Consider the following 16773-nt stretch of genomic DNA (forward strand, 5'->3'; position numbering starts at 1 on the left):
AACAAACCCTGTCAATGCAGGCACAGACACACTGCACAGCAGGCCGCGGAGACGCCAGACGTTATGAGCACCCCTACCAAGACCGCTTTCCAGATTACGCCAAAAGCCGACCGGGTCTCCCCGGAAGAGCGGGCCGCCCTGCTTGCCAACCCCGGTTTTGGCCGCGTCTTTTCCGAACATATGGCCGTTGTCACCTACACGGAAGGCAAGGGCTGGCACACACCGCAGATCCTGCCGCGCGGGCCGCTGACGCTGGACCCGGCTGCCTCTGTCCTGCACTACGCGCAGGAAATTTTTGAAGGCATGAAGGCTTACCGCGCCCCCAATGGTGACGCCCTGCTGTTCCGCCCGGATGCCAATGCCCGCCGCTTCCGCCATTCTGCGGAACGCATGGCAATGGCGCAGCTGCCGGAAGAGCTGTTTCTGGATGCCGTGACGCAGCTCGTCACCATCGACAAGGACTGGATCCCGGCGGCTGACGTTGGCACGCTGTATATCCGCCCCTTTATGATTGCGACGGAAGCTGCTCTGGGTGTGAAGCCTGCTGCGGAATTCAAGTTTTTGGTCATTGCCTGCGCAGCCGGGGAATATTTCTCCAAGGATGCTGGCCCGGTGAGCGTGTGGGTGGAAGAACGCACGGTGCGCGCCTCCCGCGGCGGCACGGGTGAAGCCAAATGCGGTGGCAACTATGCAGCCAGCCTCACGGCCCAGATGGAAGCCAAGGACCATGGCTGCCATCAGGTGCTGTTCCTGGATGCGGTTGAGCGCAAATGGATTGAGGAAATGGGCGGCATGAACATCGTGATGGTGTTTGATGACGGCACCATCCTGACCCCCCCGCTGGAAGGCACCATTCTGCGCGGCATTACCCGGGATTCCCTGCTGACGCTGGCACGCGATAAAGGCCTGACGGTGCGTGAAGAACCCTATGCGATTGACCAGCTTTACGCCGATGCCAAATCCGGCCACCTGAAAGAAGTGTTTGCCTGCGGCACGGCTGCGGTTGTGACCCCCATCGGCACGCTGAAAAGCGCTGAAGGCACCTGCGTAATCAACGAGGGCAAAACCGGAGACATCACCACGGCCCTGCGCAAAGCCCTGTGTGACATCCAGTATGGCCGCGCGAATGATGAGCATGACTGGGTAAAGCGAGTTTCCTAACCTCCTTCCTGCTTTTTCCGCACTTTTTAATCCCGCCCGGAACAGTGTTTCCCGGCGGGATTTTTTTATGCCGAAAGTGGGCAGGATCTTTTTATAAACCACTACCTTGCAATAAATGGTTCTGGTTTGTATTGAATAGCTATCGACAGCCACCAGCGAGTCGTCTGCTTCTGCCAAATGCAGGCAGCAGGCCCCTCCGGAACAGGAAAAACCGTGGAACCCAACCTTGTTCAGTTCAAGAAAGGCGTGCTGGAGCTGTGTGTGCTTGCCCTTCTCTCCCGGACAGATTCATACGGTTATGACATTGCCAGCCGCTTGTCTGAGGCCATTGATATGGGGGAAGGCACCATCTATCCGCTCATGCGGCGGATGCAGAAAGATGGTCTTGTCTCAACCTATTTTGTGGAATCATCCTCAGGGCCGCCCCGCAAATATTATGCGCTGACAGAGCATGGCCGCCAGAGCCTGAACAGCCAGCGCACGGCATGGACCGCCTTTACAAAAGCCGTCCACGCCATTCTGGGGTCTGACGATACAGCACCCGCCGCCGCTTCCACCGAACCCTCTCCTACCCCCACCACTCTGACGGTGCAGAAAACCGTAAGGAACACAAAGGCATGAACAGCAGACAGATGTTCCTGGACCAGTTGCGCGCAGGGTTAAAAGGTCTGCCGCGTTCTGTTGTTGAGGATATTCTTGCCGAATATACCGCGCATTTTGACGAAGGTCGTGCTGCTGGCCGTTCTGACGGTGAGATTGCCGCCGCTCTGGGCGACCCGGGCCGGCTGGCGCGGGAAGTGCGGGCCGAAACCGGTGTGCGTCGGTGGGAAGATGAACGGAGCCTGAGCAACGCGCTGGGCGCGATTGTGGGCATTCTTGGGCTTGCGGCGCTGGACCTTCTGGTCGTGCTGCCTGTGCTGATGACGGTGGGCTCCGTGGACCTCGCGTTCTTCATTGCCGGGGCCTGCATCTGTCTGGCAGGCAGCCTGATGCTGCCATTTGCGTTGATCAACATGCTGCCGGGGTTCGATGGAGACTGGCTTCAGGGCCTGCTGATCAGCCTTGGCATGGCCAGTGGCGGGGCTTCGATTGTGGCGATGTGTGCCCTCTTTACCATCGGTACGCTTAACCTGCTCATTCGCTATGGCCGCGCCCATTACCGCCTGATTGCCAAAGCCAACCCCTCCTGATCCGCCTGTCCTTCAAGGAATTTCATCATGATCCGTGGCATTACAATGATCGCGCTGGGCGGCGCTGCCCTTTCCGCTCTTTGCTTTGGGACGGCAGCATCCCGTGGGCCTGTCCTCTTCCCGGCCACAAAATGGACAGTTGACTGGACGGGTACCGAAGCCGCAGGCCCAACCCAGACGCGCACGCTGGACTGGCAGGGCAGCAACGCTCTGACCCTCAATCTGCCCGCACAGATTATCTATAAGCAGGGGGACAAACCGAGCATAACCGTAAGGGGTTCGGAAAAGCTGGTAGAGCGTGTCAGCCTGAAAAATAACACGCTGGATATTTCAGAAAGCAAAAGCCACCATATCTTTTGGCGAAACAGTTCACTGACCATCATCATCACGGCCCCGGCACTCAATACGCTCACGCTGAATGGCTTTGGCTCTCTTGATCTGCAGAATTACCAGCAGCCGCATCTGGACCTCACCATCAACGGCGCTGCCAGCGTGAAAGCCCATGGCCATACGGACAGCCTTAAACTGGCCATTGATGGCGCAGCCTCTGTCAATCTGTCCGACCTGACACTCTCTGACCTTGATCTGTCTATGGATGGAGCCGGGTCTGTCAAAGCCGGACCGACGGGGCGGGTTAAAGTGTCCATAGATGGGGCGGGGTCCGTCAAACTCACCAACACGCCGCAGTCTCTGGCACAGCGGATCGACGGCATTGGCTCGGTCTCACTCCCGCACGACACAGCAAAACCTGCGCCCAAAACCGCTCCGCAGTCTGACAAAGACAGTGACGGCGAGGAGAATGAGGATTTGTCCTTCTAAAAACAGAAGGCATCGTGCTTCACCGCGCAACAGGCTGGCACCGGGTGTCAGCCTGTTTTTTCATGGCCTGTGGGTTCAGACAGACTTTGAGAGCAGGTTGATCACCAGCACCCCGGCCATAATCAGCGCAATGCCCGCAAGGGCTGGCAGGTCCAGTGACTGTCTGAAAACCGTCGCACCAATGAGCGACACAAGCACAATCCCCACACCGGACCAGATGGCATAAACCACCCCGACCGGAATGGTCTTGATGGGGAGGGACAGGAAGTAGAAAGCCACCCCATAGCCCAGCAGGCTAATGACACCGGGCAGGCGTTTTTCAAAACCATGAGACGCGGTCAGGCAGGAGGTTGCAAACACCTCGGCGAGGATGGCCACCGCCAGATAGAGATAGGGTTTACCGGGCACGCGTGACCTCACCAGACAGAAAACAAAAAGCGCCGCACGCGCCGCGCAGACCCTGCCAGACAGCAGGGAAAACAGGCAAGAGCATGACCTGAAAGGAATGCACCCCTCACGGCGTGTTCAGCTTCCTGTCAGGTTCAGGCTCTATGCAGGTGCTCATCCTCATCTGGCGTGTGCCATGCCAGAGGGAGCAACCATGTTCAGACCCGGGTGTATGGTATTTGATGAAGCCCTCTCGCTGTTGCTTAGTTCTGCTGATGGCACTCAGCCTTCCGTATCCGGCCCATGCACAGAGTGTTTCCGCTTCACTCAACGTGGATGCCTCCCCTCGTGAGCGCCTCTCCTTCCCCGAGGCCCTTGCCCTGGCATGGGCGCAGGACCCGCTCCGCTCGGAACTGGGCACCAACCGCCGCTCTGCCGAAGCCCGGGCCAGAGCTGCCGGAAGCTGGTTTGCTGGTGGCCCGTCCCTCTCCGGCTCTTATTTTGATGATCACGCCATAGGCTCCAACCTTGGCTACACCACCTATCAAGGCGGCGTGAGTGTGCCACTCTGGCTGCCGGGGCAAGGCAACGCCACCCGCAAGCTGGCCCGCGCAGATGCGGAAACCGCTGCTGAACGCAGCAGTGCTGAGCATATGGCCCTCGCCGTCCGCCTGCTGGACGCTTCCGCCGCCGTCCTGCTGGCGCGTAAGCGCGTGGCCACCACGCTGGCGCTATCCAGCGCTGCCGCCCGCCTGCGCACCAATGTTGCCCGTGCAGCCCACACGGGGGAGATGACGCAGGCCGACCAGCAGATGGCGGAAGCCGCACTCGCCTCAGCTCAAACCGATGCCGCCATGGCGCAGGAGGAAGCCCAGACGGCTACCGCCGGACTGGTGACATTGCTGGGCTCTCCGGTTGTGCCGGACCTTCTGGCGTTTTCCGCACCGCAAAGTGCTGAGCAAAAACTTGTGGCTCACACGGTGGAAGAGAATGACCCGCGCGTGCGGACGGCGCAAAAAGAAACCGCCGCAGCCCGTGCGGATCTGGTTCTGGCCCGTCGCTCCTTCATGCCCAACCCGGAAATTGGCGTAGGAGCGCTTCATGAAAAACAATATGGCAGCCCGTGGGATAGCCGCGTGGGCGTGAACTTCACCATGCCTCTGCCCAGTGCCGTGCATAATGCGCCCCTGCTTGCAGAAGCCCGCAACCGCGTGGCGGCAGCAGAAACGCAGGAAACACTGGCCCGCCGCATGGTGCGGCAGGAGCTGGTGCAAATCCGCGCCCGTCTGGCCTCGGCCTCTGCCGCTCTGAAGAGTGCTCAGACTGCCGCCCAGCAACTGGACCGCCGGACGGACCTGATGGAACGCTCCTGGAAACTCCAGGAAAACTCGCTGGATGATGCGCTCCGGGCCAGACAGGCCGCCTATACGGCTGATCTGGTAAGAGATCGCGCGGAAATCCTCTGGCATAGCGCCATTCTGCGCGCCCTGATTGCCGCAGGAGCAATACCGGGGCTGGAGCAGGCACCCATCGCACGGCCTCAGCAGGCCGCAACACTGGTTGTGCCCGTAACAGCAGAGACCGACCATATGAACGACGACGCCCCTCCGCATACACGGCAACCGGGGGAAGCGCTCCGTATCCCGGACATGGTCTCTGCCCCACGCAGTAGCGGGGCACCCATGCCATGATTATGCGCCCCCCTGCCCCACACACCACACTCTCTGCCAGCAGAACGGCGTTGCTTTACAACCACTCATTTTTTCAAAAACTGAAATTTTCACGCATGAAATCTCTAGCCGCGGTTTTGTTTGGCCTGACAGCTCTCCCTATGCCGGCTCTGGCGGAGGGGACGCCTTTGCCACCTCTCACACTCTCCGCTGAGGCCATTCGGAATGAGGGGGTTCATGTCGTTCCTGTCACGCAAGGCACACTGGCGCATATGCTGCCGGCCATGGCCCGCGTGCTGCCGGATACAACGCGCACCGTCACGCTCCATACGGCGGGCGATGGGAAAGTGCTTTCTGTGCTTGTTTTGCCGGGGCAGACCGTAAAAACGGGCCAGCCTTTGCTGACGTATCAGAACCACACGCTGCATCTGGCCCGCCTGCAGGACGCCCAGACACGGGCCGCCCTTGCCGCCGCCAGCGCAGACCGCGCCAATGCGGCTGCTGCGTATGAACGGGCTCGCGCACTGGCAGGCACGACCGTCTCGATTGGGGAAACACGCCGCCGGCTGGCTGTGCTGAAAGACACCCAGAATACCGTAGCAACCCATGAGGCAGAACTGGGCGTGCTGGCCCATCGCCTGCAGGAAGAATATACCTCCCCCACGGAAACACATGGTGAGGATGAAACCTCGACCATCATTTCCCCCATGGATGGAACCGTCACACAGGTTGAAACAGCAGTAGCGGCAGACGTCTCCCCACCTGTGCCTCTTCTGACCGTCAGTGACACCGCCCATGTCTGGGTTGTTTCAGACGTGCCGCCACAGGATGCGCAACGGCTTGTGCCGGGCGGCAGGCAGGAGAGCTTTTTTGCATCCACGGGTGACACACCCCCGTCCCCGCCCCTGCACTCCACCATTGAAACCATTGATACTGCGGCCGACCCGACAACAGGGCTGGTGCATGTCCTCAGCCGTGTTGCCAATCCGGCCGGACAGTTGCGCCCCGGCACAATGCTGAACAGCCTTTTGCAAACCGCACAGACAGGGTCCGGCCTTATTGTACCGGCGCAGGCCGTTCAGACTCTTGGTGATCAGACTGTCGTTTTTGTGCAAACCGCACCAGACCATTTCCAGCCAACCCCGGTCCGTATCGGGATGGAGGAGAATGACAAAACCCTTGTTCTGTCAGGCCTGAAAAATGGTGATCAGGTTGTGAGTGATGGGAGTCTGGCGCTGAAAGCCATGGTCATTCTGCCCGGTATGGATGCGGACTAAGCCCGTGCAGACATTTTTTGAAAAACTCAATCAGGCCCGCTTTCTGCTGCTCTCCTTTCTGGTTCTGCTTATGGTCGGGGGCTGTGTGGTTCTGTCCGGCCTGCCGGTGGAGGCTGTACCTGACATCTCCCCCCAGCAGGTTCTGGTATCCGCCGTAGCGCCCGGTCTGGCGACGGAAGAAGTGGAAAAACTGATTACCTTTCCAGTGGAAAGCAGCATGGCGGGTATTCCGGGCGTGACAGATTTGCGCTCTGTTTCCCGCTCCGGGGTTTCGGTTGTCTATATCCAGTTTGAAGATAATTCGGACATCAATCTGGACCGCACCCGTGTGAACGAACGCATGGCACAGGCCCGCACCCTGCTCAGCGTCCCCGGGGTCAGCCTGAACATGGGACCACTGACCACCGGCATGGGGGAGATTTTCCAGTTCCAGCTCAAAGGCCCCGGCCTGTCGCTCATGGCGCTTAACCGCCTGATGAACTGGACCGTGGCCCCGCAGCTCAAGCTGGTGCCGGGTGTTGCGGAAGTTAATATTGGCGGGGGGGCAGAAGAAACATGGGAGGTCACGCTCGACCCCAACCGCCTGCTGGCCTACGGCCTCTCCGTAGGTGATGTGTATCGCACCATAGACACCAGCAATGCGGCATCCGGGGGCGGCTGGATTGAACACCATGCCGAACAGCAGGTTATAGCCGGGCGCGGGCTTTTACGCTCCCTTGCGGATTTCGGGGCGATGACCATCAAAACCGGACCCGGGGGCACCGCCATCCGCCTGCGGGATCTGGGCCGCATCAGCACAGGCCCCCGCACCCGTCTGGGGGCCGTCACCCGCGATGGAAAAGGGGAAATTGTCACCGGCGTGGTGATGATGGAAAAAGGTGCCAGCTCCAACGCCACACTGGCAGGTATCCGCGCAGCCCTGCCCGCCATTACGCAATCCCTGCCAGCAGGTGTCACACTGGCCCCCTATTATGATCGCGCCATGCTTACCAACCGCACCATTGCCACGGTGCGGGAAAATCTGCTGATTGGCGCAGCCCTTGTTGTCGCCGTTCTGCTGGCGGTGATTGGCAATCTGCGTGCATCCCTTCTGATTGCGTCCGTCATTCCCTTCGCGCTGGTGTGCGCCATGACGGGCATGCGGGTGTTTGGTATTTCCGCCAACCTGCTCAGTCTGGGCGCCATTGATTTCGGCATGATTGTGGATAGTTCTCTGGTGGTGGTAGAGCATGTGCTCAGCCGTCGGCTCAAAGAACCTGATGTGCCGTTTGGCACGCTGGTCCGCTCCTCCGCACAACAGATTGTCCGGCCAGTCAGTTTCGCCATTCTGGTCATCATCATGGTCTATCTGCCAGTGCTGACGCTGGAAGGGATTGAAGGCCGGATGTTCCGCCCCATGGCGCAAACCGTCATCATGGCTCTGGCGGCGTCCCTGATTTACTGTCTGGTGTGGGTGCCCATTCTGTGTGTTTCCGTTCTGCGCACAACACGGGTGCCGCAGGAAACACGACTGATGGCATGGTTACGCAGGCATTATCAGCCACTGTTCTCACGCTGTGCCCGCAGGCCCCGGCTGCTTGTTGGGGGAAGCCTTGGCATGTGTGTTCTAGCCGCGGCCCTGACCCTCACACTGGGCAGCGAATTTGTGCCGCAACTGGAAGAAGGTGCGCTGGCACTGCACACCATGCGCCTGCCGTCTGCGTCTCTGAACACAGTCCTGCATTCTGTCCAGCAACAGGAGCGTCTGATCAAAATTTTTCCAGAAGTAGAAACAGTGGTCAGCAACACCGGCACCGGAGCTATCCCGACAGACCCGATGGGGCAGAACGAGACCGATAGCTTCATCCTGCTCAAAGAGCCTCGCACCGGACGCTCTCAGGCGGAACTGGTTGCCGCCATGGGCAAGGCCTTGCAGGAGAACCTGCCTGACGCCCTCTATTCCTGGAGCCAGCCGGTGCAGATGCGGATGGATGATCTGCTGTCGGGCGTGCGCACCCCGATTGCCGTTTCCATTTACGGGGATGACCTGCCAACCCTCACCCGTCTGGGCAACCAGATTGTTAAAACCCTCAATAACGTGCGGGGGGCGGCTGATGTGATGGCAGAAGATGAGGGCACGGTGCCGTTTGTGCATATCGACGTGAACCGGGAAAATGCAGGCCGCCTGAATGTGCGCGTGCAGGATATTCTGGATATGGTGGAAGCCATTGGTGGCCATATCGGGCGCCCTGTAACGGCACAGAATGCCATTATCGCAACGCAGGCTCAGCTTGACCCGGCACGAACACACTCACTCGCCGCAATTGGTGCGCTGCGGGTGCCACAGGCAGATGGACGCGGGACTGTCCTGCTCTCTCAGGTCGCTGATATTAGGCAGCAGGATGGTCCGCCCCGCATCAGCCGCGACGGCATCCGGCGGCGGGTTGTCATTCAGGCCAATGTGCGCGGGCGGGATCTGGCGTCCTACGTCGCCGAGGCCCAGAAGGCGGTGCAACGCACCATCACACTCCCGCACGGCTATACTATCCGCTGGGATGGGCAGTTCCGAAACCTTCAGTCTGCCTCAAAAAGGCTGGCCATTGTTGTGCCCGTAGCGCTGACACTTATCTTCCTGCTCCTGATTGCCGCCCTCGGCACAGCACGGCTCGCACTTCTGGTGTTCTGCAATCTGCCACTGGCTGCCTCTGGCGGGATTTTTGCGCTGGTGCTGCGTGGGCTTCCCTTTAGTATTTCCGCAGGGATCGGGTTTATTGCACTGTTTGGTGTCGCGGTGCTGAATGGCGTGGTGCTGGTCAGCACCGCTGAGCAGATCCGCCGCCGGGGTGTGGGTGCCGCACGCGCTGGGTTTACTGCGGCCAGAGAACGCTTCCGCCCCGTAATGGCCACAGCCCTCGTCGCCAGTCTGGGATTTTTCCCCATGGCGTTTTCCGCCTCTGCCGGGGCGGAAGTGGAGCGCCCGCTGGCAAGTGTGGTGATTGGCGGGCTGGTCACCTCCACCCTGCTCACATTGTTTGTTTTGCCTCTGCTCTATGCGCGTTTTATGAAACAGAAGACCCGCCAGACAGAGGATACTAAGCCCGCATGCGCATCCTGATTATGGAAGATGAACCCCATCTGGGCGCAGCCGTGCAGGAACGGGTGCGGCAGGCGGGGCATACGGTGGACTGGTTCACCACGCTGGAAGATGGCCGGGCCGCTCTGGCCACGGTCCATTATGACGTGCTGTTACTGGATCTTGGCCTTCCCGATGGCAGCGGCCGCACCCTGCTGCGGGAAATCCGCCAGACCAGTTCCCCGCTGGCGGTGCTGATTACCACGGCGGAAGATCAGGTGAGTGACCGCATTGCCGGCTTATCTGAAGGCGCGGATGATTATCTGGCCAAGCCGTATGATCTGGATGAACTGGTGGCCAGGATTGCCGCCGTGGGCCGCCGCTACCGCCCGCTGGTCGATAACCGGTTAAAAGTGGGCGATATCGACATTGATCTGGAACGCTCCCGCCTGACGCGGGACGGACAGGTGATTGACCTGACAGCACGGGAATGGGCGCTGGTGGAACTGCTGGCCCGCAGGCCCGGTGCAATCTGCTCACGAGAGCGGATAGAAGATGCGCTTTATAGTCTGGAAGAAGAAGTTGGCAGTAATACCATAGAGGTCTTCGTCAGCCGGGTACGCAAAAAGCTCGGCGCAGACATTATCCGCACCGTGCGCGGGCGTGGCTACTGCCTTGAACAGCCCGCAACCTCATGACCCCCTCCGCCGAAAAATCTGCACGCCCCTGGCGGCTGGCAACGCGGCTGATCCGGGGTGTGACGGGGGTCGTGATTGGCTGTCTTGCAATTGTCGCGCTGATGACAGCCGGTTTCACAAAATACGAGATTACGGAACGGCTGGATGACTCCCTGCAGGAAGTGGGCGAGCGACTGCAATTTGCCGTTCTGGCCCTCAACCAGCAAGGGCCGGGCCATGATGTGGCGCATCTGTCCGACATCAAACCCACATCGCTGGCCTATCAGATTACCGATACCGCAGGGCATGTTCTGCTGCGGTCCTCCAATGCGCCCGCAACCCGTTTTACCGTGCCGCTCTCCAGCGGATTTTACATGCTGCCGCAGTTCCGCGTGTATGTAACACCTGCAGCACAGGTGGACCGGTTTATTCTGGTAGGTGAACCCCGCCTGCACCGCACACAGGCCACCCATAAAGCCATTCTGATTGCCGTGCTGCCCATTATCGGCTCGGTGCCGTGCATCTGGCTTCTGGTCATCTGGATTGTACGCCGGGGGCTGCGCCCGCTGGTGCGCTTGCAGGATGAAATCCGGGAACGTGGCAGCGGCAACCTCAAGCCGGTGCCGGAACTGGCTTTGCCAGTTGAACTCTCAACCATTCAGGTCGCTGTCAATTCTCTTTTAGAGCGTTTGCAAAAAGCACTTTCTGCAGAACGCGCTTTTGCCGCCAATGCCGCGCATGAACTCCGCAACCCCATTGCCGCCCTGCTGGCACAGGCGCAGATGCTGCGTTCCATAGCCCTCCGCAAAGCCTCTGACGCAGTTACTCCGAAACCAGAAAATGACACTGCTCAGGAGACTGCAAACATCCCACAACGGCTGGATGCACTCATCAGCCAGATCCATCGCCTAAGTAGGACGGTGGAAAAACTGCTGCAACTGTCACGCGCCGTAGCAGGCACGGCCTTGCGGCGGGATCGGTTTGATCTGCTGCCTGTGCTGCATGTGGTGGCGGATGAGCTGGACCGGCCCGACCACGCCTCCCCACGTATTGTGATTGAAACTGGCGACCTGACTCATCTGGATGTTCTGGGAGATCTGGATGCGGCAGGCATCCTGTTCCGCAATCTGCTGGAAAATGCCCTACGCCATAGTCCGCAGGGGTCTGCCGTGCAGGTGCATGTCTCGACCAATGCTGCGGTTCCCCCTTGCTGCGTTGCAGAGGCCCCTGCTGCGGCTGGTCAGGCACAGGCGGTGGAACAGAGCACCTGTGTGACGATCCAAAATACCTGCCCGCCGCTTGCGCCGGATTTGCTCACCCGTCTGACTGACCCGTTTGTACGCGGCAATGCCAGCACGGAGGGCAGCGGGCTGGGGCTGGCCATTGCACGGACAATCGCCCGGCAAATGGCCATTCGGATGGATCTTTTCTCCCCCATCCCCGGACAGGACGACGGGTTTATGGTGCAGCTGACATTCCAGAAAGCACCACCCCGCGCCTGACAGAACGGCTGTTAGCCGATCCGTTCGAGACCGCCCATGTAGGGCCGCAGAACTTCTGGCACCGTGATGGAGCCATCTTCATTCTGGCCGTTTTCCATCACCGCAATCAGCGTGCGGCCTACAGCCAGACCGGAGCCGTTCAGTGTGTGCACAAACACCGGAGCGCCACCACCCTGCGGGCGGAAACGGGCATTCATGCGGCGCGCCTGAAAGTCCCGCGTATTGGAGCAGGAAGAAATTTCACGCCATGCTGCCTGACCCGGCAGCCATGCTTCCAGATCAAACGTCTTGGCAGCGCCAAAACCGGTATCACCCGCGCACAGCAGAACCCGGCGATACGGCACTTCCAGCTTTTCCAGAATTTTTTCAGCACAGCGCGTCATGCGCTCATGCTCTGCTTCACTCTCTTCCGGAGTGGTGACGGACACCATTTCCACTTTTTCAAACTGATGCTGACGCAGCATCCCCCGCACATCCCGCCCGGCAGACCCGGCCTCACTGCGGAAGCACTGGCTCAGCGCCGTCATACGGCGGGGCAGTGTGCTGGCATCCAGAATATCACCTGCGACAGACGCCGTCAGCGGGACTTCCGCCGTCGGGATCAGCCAGCGGCCATCTTCCGTGCGGAAGGACTGGTCCGCAAATTTGGGCAGCTTGTCCGTGCCATACATGGCGGCATCATTCACCAGCACCGGCACCTGAGTTTCCTCGTAGCCGTTCTCATCCGTGTGCTGATCCAGCATGAACTGCCCCAGTGCGCGGGCCATACGAGCCAGCGCGCCACGCAGCACCACAAACCGTGCACCGGAGAGTTTGGAGGCCGTGGCGAAGTCCATCAGGCCCAGCGCTTCACCAAGTTCAAAATGCTGGCGCGCGGCAAAGCTGAACTCACGCGGCGTGCCCCACACATGCTGGACCACATTGGCTGTCTCGTCCGGGCCATCCGGCACGGAAGCGTCAAGCCGGTTGGGCAGGCTGGCCAGAATCTCAGCACTCTGGCCTTCCAAATCGGCCACACGCCGTTCCAGTATTTCCATCTCAGCGCGGATTTCAATACCTTCGGCTTCCAGCGCACTGCTGTCTCCACCGGTGCGCTTCATGCCGCCGATTTCACGCGCCAGAGCCTTCCGGCGGGCCTGTTTTTCCTGCAGGGCTGTCTGAGCCTGACGCCGTTCTTCATCCCATGAGACAAGCTTCTGCGCGACGGGGTCGATCCCGCGGCGGGCGAGATCGGCATCAAAAGCGGCAGGGTCTGCGCGCAGAGCGCGGATATCATGCATGGATCAGGAAGCCTCTTCCTCTGGAGTGGTTTCTTCGGACAGCGGGTCCGGCTTAGTCTTAGGTTCAACAAGCCGGGCTGCCACAATGGAAATTTCGTAAAGAAGGACAAGCGGCACCGCCAGCCCTACCTGGGTAATCACATCCGGCGGCATCAGAATGGCGGCGATGACAAACGCCCCCACAATGGCATACCGACGGAAGCGCTTGAGCATATCGGCGGTGACAATCCCCACCCGCGCCAGCAGGGTGAGCACCACCGGCAATTCAAACGCGACCCCAAACGCCATAATCAGCTTCATGACCAGCGAGAGATATTCAGACACCTTGGCCTGAAGTTCAATCTGCACGCCGCCAGAGCTGCCCGGTGTCTGGAAGGACAGGAAGAACCGCCATGCGATGGGGAAAATGAAGTAATAGGCCAGCGCCGCACCCAGCAGGAACAGGATGGGCGTTGCAATCAGAAACGGAGCAAAAGCCCGCTTTTCCGACCGGTACAAACCGGGTGCGATAAAAATCCACGCCTGAATGGCAATAATGGGGAAGGACATAAATGCCGCCCCGAAAAATGCCACGCGGATATAGGTGAAAAAGGCCTCATACAGCGCCGTATAGATCAGATGCGGCTGCTCACCCTGCTGCCGCATGATCTCACCCAGAGGCCGGGCCAGAAAGAGATAGATGTCACCTGCAAAATGGTAACACAGCGCAAAACACACCAGAAAGGCCGCGCCGGACCATAAAAGGCGGCGGCGCAGTTCAAGCAGATGGTCAATCAGCGGCATGGGCTGATCGTGAATGGGATCATCCTGCAGAGGTTCGTTCTCCTTCATAGCCCGCGCCCGGCCTCCATGCCGTCAGCCGCTTGCGCAGGATATTCGCCTGTTGACTGGCCCGGCACTGCTGGCCCCGGTGCCACCCGGCGCTGCCCGTGTATCAGCCGCACCGGCGGCAGAATGGCAGGCGGGAAAAGCCGCGTGCGTTCCTTAACAATCCGCCGCACGTGGTTGGGCGGCAGTTCCGGCGGGGCATCCACCACTTCATCTTCTACCAGTGGGTTGAGATCATCCAGCCCAGCACCGCTTGCCGCAGAAGGAGGCAAGCTCGGCAGACCGACGCTGCGTTCTTCCAGCATGGCAGTCGAAGCACCGGTCGTGCCAGCAACAGCGGTGGGGCGCGGCGGCGCATCCAGTCCGCGCGGGCCTGCGGGGCGAACGCCCGGCGGTTCATCGAAAGACCGTGCCAGCGTGCCATCACCATCGATAGCTTTCATGATGCGGCCCCGCACATTCAGGTTCCGCAGATCCCGCACATGGTCGCGCACTTCCGTCAGGTCCGCCTCGCGCACCATTTCATCCACGTGCGACTGAAACTCACTCGCCAGCTTGCGTGCTTTTTTGACAAACCCGGCCAGCCCCCGGATGGCCACAGGCAGATCCTTCGGACCAATGACGACCAGCGCCACCGCTCCTATCAGCGCAATTTCCGACCAGGCAAAATCAAACATCCGCAGGACCACCCATCAGCATGAAGCGGGAGAACGGGCCTCTCCCCCCATGCGTCTCTCTTGCACGCGCAGCCCCGCCCCTTAGCAGTATGCCGGAGAAGGCAGGATTTACGCGCAGACGCCGCAGATCTATCACGACCGCCCCGGCTCGGAAACAGTTGGCGCTCCGGCATCTGCTTCCGGCTCAGCAGATACGTCCTCAGGCAGAGTTTCCGCGTCCGGTTCCAGTTCCGGCTGAACGGGGGCAATCTCCCCCTCAGCAGGGGTTAAGTCAGGGTCCGTTTCAACCGCATCGCCTTCTGCATCGCCTGCGGGGAGAACAGTTTCCTCGGCATTACCCAAATGCTCTTCAGGCGCTTCCGGCTCTGAAGTGATATGCTCTGCAGCCTTTGTTGAAGCGCTATGGACCGTCGTTTCCCCATCTAGAGACAGGACCGTGCCTGACAAAACGATGCTGTGGCTATCATGCGCCTCATCCGGCCCACTTTCCTGCGGCTCCGCTGATCCATCGTGTGCGGACTTTCTGCCAGAGGTCAGCGTATCCGGCACATCCACCAGAAGCTCCTCGCGCCGGGGGAGGTCCGACAGAGCACGCAGGCCGAAATGCCGCAGGAAATCGGGCGTTGTGCCCCACAGCACCGGGCGACCCGGCACTTCCTTGCGTCCGCGCGGGGCAACCAGAGAGGCCTCGATCAACGTATCCAGCACATTCTGGCCGAGGCTGACGCCGCGAATTTCTTCAATTTCCACGCGGGTACAGGGCTGGTGATAGGCAATAATCGCCAGCGTCTCCATAACCGCACGCGGCAGCCGACGGGGTTTTTCCAGCACACGGGTCAAAGCCGGAGCCAGATCTGGCGCCGTGCGGAACTGCCAGCCGCCAGCCACTTCCACCGGCAGGACGCCGCGTCCTTCATACCGCGCCACCAGCGCCCCCATGACAGCTGCCACGAAAGCCCCGAGGTCTTCCACGCCCTCTGGCACCAGTTGCCGGAGTTCCAGCAATTCCGCCAGACGCCGAAGGCTGACCGGTTCGGTGCCCGCAAAAATCAGAGCTTCCGCCAGACGCACGGCATCATCCGGCACGGCAAACGCAGCATCTGTCCCTTGCGGTTCAGCACCAGACAGAGCGGCTATGATTTCCGGCGCACCCGCCGCCGCCTGTGAGGGCGATGCCTGCGAAGCGTGCGGGATCGTCTCAGATTTTTCGCTCATGGGGTCTCCCTGCCTGTGCGCCGCGTCTTGCGTCCGGGCCTGTCATCATCCGCGACTGGCGTAGCACTTCCCTGCGCTGCTTCAACGTCCTTTGGCTGCGTGCTGGCCCTTGCGGCATCATTCACATAGTCAGCATCCTCGTCCGGCGGAACGTCCTGCTCCTCATGCGGGCGCAGCATGATTTTGCCGAAGGTTTCATCCTGCCGCAGTTCCAGCCGACCGCTTTTGGCCAGTTCTAATCCCGCAATCAGGGTGCCTGCCACGGCAGCCCGACGCTGGCGCATGGCTTCTTCCCCCACGCCTTCTTCCGGTAACTGCTCCGGCAAAAAAGCATCCAGACTGTTCCAGCCCGGTGGAGTTTTGCCCAGCAGGCGCGTCAGGCGGGCAAGTGCATCCTGCACCGTCCAGAACCGGATGGTGCGGGGCGCGTAAATACGCTTCCGGGCGTTACGCCGCATGGCCGCCATATAGGCGCGCATGAGTTGCGGCATATCCAGCGCCAGACCCGAGCGGTCAATTTCAATCAGGGTTTCGCTTTCACCTCGGGCAAAGACATCACGCCCAAGCCGAGGCCGGACCTCCAGCCAGCGGGCCAGCTCCGTCATGCAGGCCAGCTCAATCAGCCGTTCCTGCAACAGCTCGGCGGCATCTTCCCCCTCCGCAGCCAGTTCATCTTCTGCTGGCAGCAGCAGGCGGGATTTTAGCCAGGCCAGCCAGGCTGCCATAACCAGCCAGTCCGCCGCCAGTTCCAGTCGCACTTTGCGGGCAGATTCCACAACCGCGAGATATTGTTCCACCAGTTGCAGGATGGAAATGCGGGACAGATCAACCTTCTGCGCCCGCGCCAGATCCAGCAACAGATCCAGCGGGCCTTCAAACCCGTCCAGTGACAGCAGGGGCACACGCGGCACACCGCCATCCCCGCCAGCGTCCGCGCCTACCGCAACAGCAGCGCCAGAAGCCTCTGCCGGGTCTGGCAGAGGCTCTGATGTTTCCAGCTCTGGCACGCTCTCAGGCGGCTGCGCGGCATCCATTCTG

General features: G+C 60.4%; 14 protein-coding genes and 1 pseudogene. 9 read left to right on the forward strand and 6 right to left on the reverse strand.

Annotated features, from left to right (window positions below; genetic code table 11):
• The first annotated feature begins 63 nt into the window (after nt 1-63).
• The 4 genes from AD930_RS08945 to AD930_RS08960 all read left to right on the forward strand — a co-directional run bounded on the left by AD930_RS08945 (nt 64) and on the right by AD930_RS08960 (nt 3170).
• Nucleotides 64-1161 (forward strand): branched-chain amino acid aminotransferase, encoded by a 1098-nt coding sequence (locus AD930_RS08945; protein ID WP_061505961.1) that lies wholly within the window; start codon nt 64-66, stop codon nt 1159-1161.
• Between the two features lie 213 nt (nt 1162-1374).
• The gene (locus AD930_RS08950; protein WP_156476953.1) at nt 1375-1782 is read left to right on the forward strand and encodes a PadR family transcriptional regulator; all 408 of its coding nucleotides are present in this window, start codon (nt 1375-1377) and stop codon (nt 1780-1782) included.
• A complete protein-coding gene (locus AD930_RS08955; protein ID WP_061505963.1) occupies nt 1779-2351 on the forward strand; it encodes a DUF1700 domain-containing protein in 573 nt (190 codons plus the stop codon). The genes AD930_RS08950 and AD930_RS08955 overlap by 4 nt, the downstream gene beginning before the upstream one ends.
• Before the next feature lie 27 nt (nt 2352-2378).
• The gene (locus AD930_RS08960) at nt 2379-3170 is read left to right on the forward strand and encodes a GIN domain-containing protein (RefSeq protein WP_061505964.1); all 792 of its coding nucleotides are present in this window, start codon (nt 2379-2381) and stop codon (nt 3168-3170) included.
• A 75-nt stretch (nt 3171-3245) separates the two neighbouring features.
• On the opposite strand, the gene AD930_RS08965 is transcribed toward AD930_RS08960, so the two are convergent.
• Nucleotides 3246-3578 (reverse strand): DMT family transporter, encoded by a 333-nt coding sequence (locus AD930_RS08965; protein WP_061505965.1) that lies wholly within the window; start codon nt 3576-3578, stop codon nt 3246-3248.
• Between the two features lie 254 nt (nt 3579-3832).
• Here AD930_RS08965 and AD930_RS08970 point away from each other — a divergent pair, with 254 nt between their 5' ends.
• From AD930_RS08970 to AD930_RS08990, 5 genes are all read left to right on the forward strand, one after another.
• Nucleotides 3833-5248, forward strand: coding sequence for a TolC family protein (locus tag AD930_RS08970; RefSeq protein WP_082781795.1), 1416 nt, complete (start codon nt 3833-3835; stop codon nt 5246-5248).
• Between the two features lie 95 nt (nt 5249-5343).
• On the forward strand, nt 5344-6504 hold the full coding sequence (locus AD930_RS08975; protein WP_167375163.1) for an efflux RND transporter periplasmic adaptor subunit: 1161 nt from the start codon (nt 5344-5346) through the stop codon (nt 6502-6504).
• A complete protein-coding gene (locus AD930_RS08980; RefSeq protein ID WP_061505967.1) occupies nt 6494-9598 on the forward strand; it encodes an efflux RND transporter permease subunit in 3105 nt (1034 codons plus the stop codon). The genes AD930_RS08975 and AD930_RS08980 overlap by 11 nt, the downstream gene beginning before the upstream one ends.
• A complete protein-coding gene (locus AD930_RS08985; RefSeq protein WP_043550253.1) occupies nt 9586-10254 on the forward strand; it encodes a response regulator in 669 nt (222 codons plus the stop codon). The genes AD930_RS08980 and AD930_RS08985 overlap by 13 nt, the downstream gene beginning before the upstream one ends.
• Complete coding sequence (locus AD930_RS08990; protein WP_082781796.1) at nt 10251-11735, forward strand: sensor histidine kinase; 1485 nt, start codon at nt 10251-10253, stop codon at nt 11733-11735. The genes AD930_RS08985 and AD930_RS08990 overlap by 4 nt, the downstream gene beginning before the upstream one ends.
• A gap of 11 nt (nt 11736-11746) precedes the next feature.
• On the opposite strand, the gene serS is transcribed toward AD930_RS08990, so the two are convergent.
• The 5 genes and pseudogenes from serS to AD930_RS09015 all read right to left on the reverse strand — a co-directional run bounded on the left by serS (nt 11747) and on the right by AD930_RS09015 (nt 16769).
• Nucleotides 11747-13015: a serine--tRNA ligase gene (gene serS, locus AD930_RS08995; protein WP_061505968.1), complete on the reverse strand. Its 1269-nt coding sequence runs from the start codon at nt 13013-13015 to the stop codon at nt 11747-11749.
• 3 nt (nt 13016-13018) lie between these two features.
• Complete coding sequence (tatC, locus tag AD930_RS09000) at nt 13019-13846, reverse strand: twin-arginine translocase subunit TatC (RefSeq protein WP_061505969.1); 828 nt, start codon at nt 13844-13846, stop codon at nt 13019-13021.
• Nucleotides 13843-14520, reverse strand: coding sequence for a Sec-independent protein translocase protein TatB (gene tatB / locus AD930_RS09005; protein ID WP_082781797.1), 678 nt, complete (start codon nt 14518-14520; stop codon nt 13843-13845). Before tatB ends, tatC begins: the two co-directional genes overlap by 4 nt.
• A 321-nt stretch (nt 14521-14841) precedes the next feature.
• Nucleotides 14842-15648 (reverse strand): annotated as a pseudogene (scpB, locus tag AD930_RS18465) (SMC-Scp complex subunit ScpB); the annotation flags it as partial.
• A gap of 83 nt (nt 15649-15731) precedes the next feature.
• Complete coding sequence (locus tag AD930_RS09015) at nt 15732-16769, reverse strand: segregation and condensation protein A (protein ID WP_061505970.1); 1038 nt, start codon at nt 16767-16769, stop codon at nt 15732-15734.
• Between the last annotated feature and the right edge of the window lie 4 nt (nt 16770-16773).

Source organism: Acetobacter malorum (assembly GCF_001580615.1).
Lineage (GTDB): Bacteria > Pseudomonadota > Alphaproteobacteria > Acetobacterales > Acetobacteraceae > Acetobacter > Acetobacter malorum.

What these genes read in the sequence shown, in the direction of transcription:
- AD930_RS08945 (WP_061505961.1), top strand. Translation starts at nt 64, where the DNA reads ATGAGCACCCCTACCAAGACCGCTTTCCAGATTACGCCAAAAGCCGAC.
- AD930_RS08955 (WP_061505963.1), top strand. Translation starts at nt 1,779, where the DNA reads ATGAACAGCAGACAGATGTTCCTGGACCAGTTGCGCGCAGGGTTAAAA.
- AD930_RS08960 (WP_061505964.1), top strand. Translation starts at nt 2,379, where the DNA reads ATGATCCGTGGCATTACAATGATCGCGCTGGGCGGCGCTGCCCTTTCC.
- AD930_RS08970 (WP_082781795.1), top strand. Translation starts at nt 3,833, where the DNA reads ATGGCACTCAGCCTTCCGTATCCGGCCCATGCACAGAGTGTTTCCGCT.
- AD930_RS08975 (WP_167375163.1), top strand. Translation starts at nt 5,344, where the DNA reads ATGAAATCTCTAGCCGCGGTTTTGTTTGGCCTGACAGCTCTCCCTATG.
- AD930_RS08980 (WP_061505967.1), top strand. Translation starts at nt 6,494, where the DNA reads ATGCGGACTAAGCCCGTGCAGACATTTTTTGAAAAACTCAATCAGGCC.
- AD930_RS08985 (WP_043550253.1), top strand. Translation starts at nt 9,586, where the DNA reads ATGCGCATCCTGATTATGGAAGATGAACCCCATCTGGGCGCAGCCGTG.
- AD930_RS08990 (WP_082781796.1), top strand. Translation starts at nt 10,251, where the DNA reads ATGACCCCCTCCGCCGAAAAATCTGCACGCCCCTGGCGGCTGGCAACG.
- serS (WP_061505968.1), bottom strand. Translation starts at nt 13,015, where the DNA reads ATGCATGATATCCGCGCTCTGCGCGCAGACCCTGCCGCTTTTGATGCC.
- tatC (WP_061505969.1), bottom strand. Translation starts at nt 13,846, where the DNA reads ATGAAGGAGAACGAACCTCTGCAGGATGATCCCATTCACGATCAGCCC.
- tatB (WP_082781797.1), bottom strand. Translation starts at nt 14,520, where the DNA reads ATGTTTGATTTTGCCTGGTCGGAAATTGCGCTGATAGGAGCGGTGGCG.
- AD930_RS09015 (WP_061505970.1), bottom strand. Translation starts at nt 16,769, where the DNA reads ATGGATGCCGCGCAGCCGCCTGAGAGCGTGCCAGAGCTGGAAACATCA.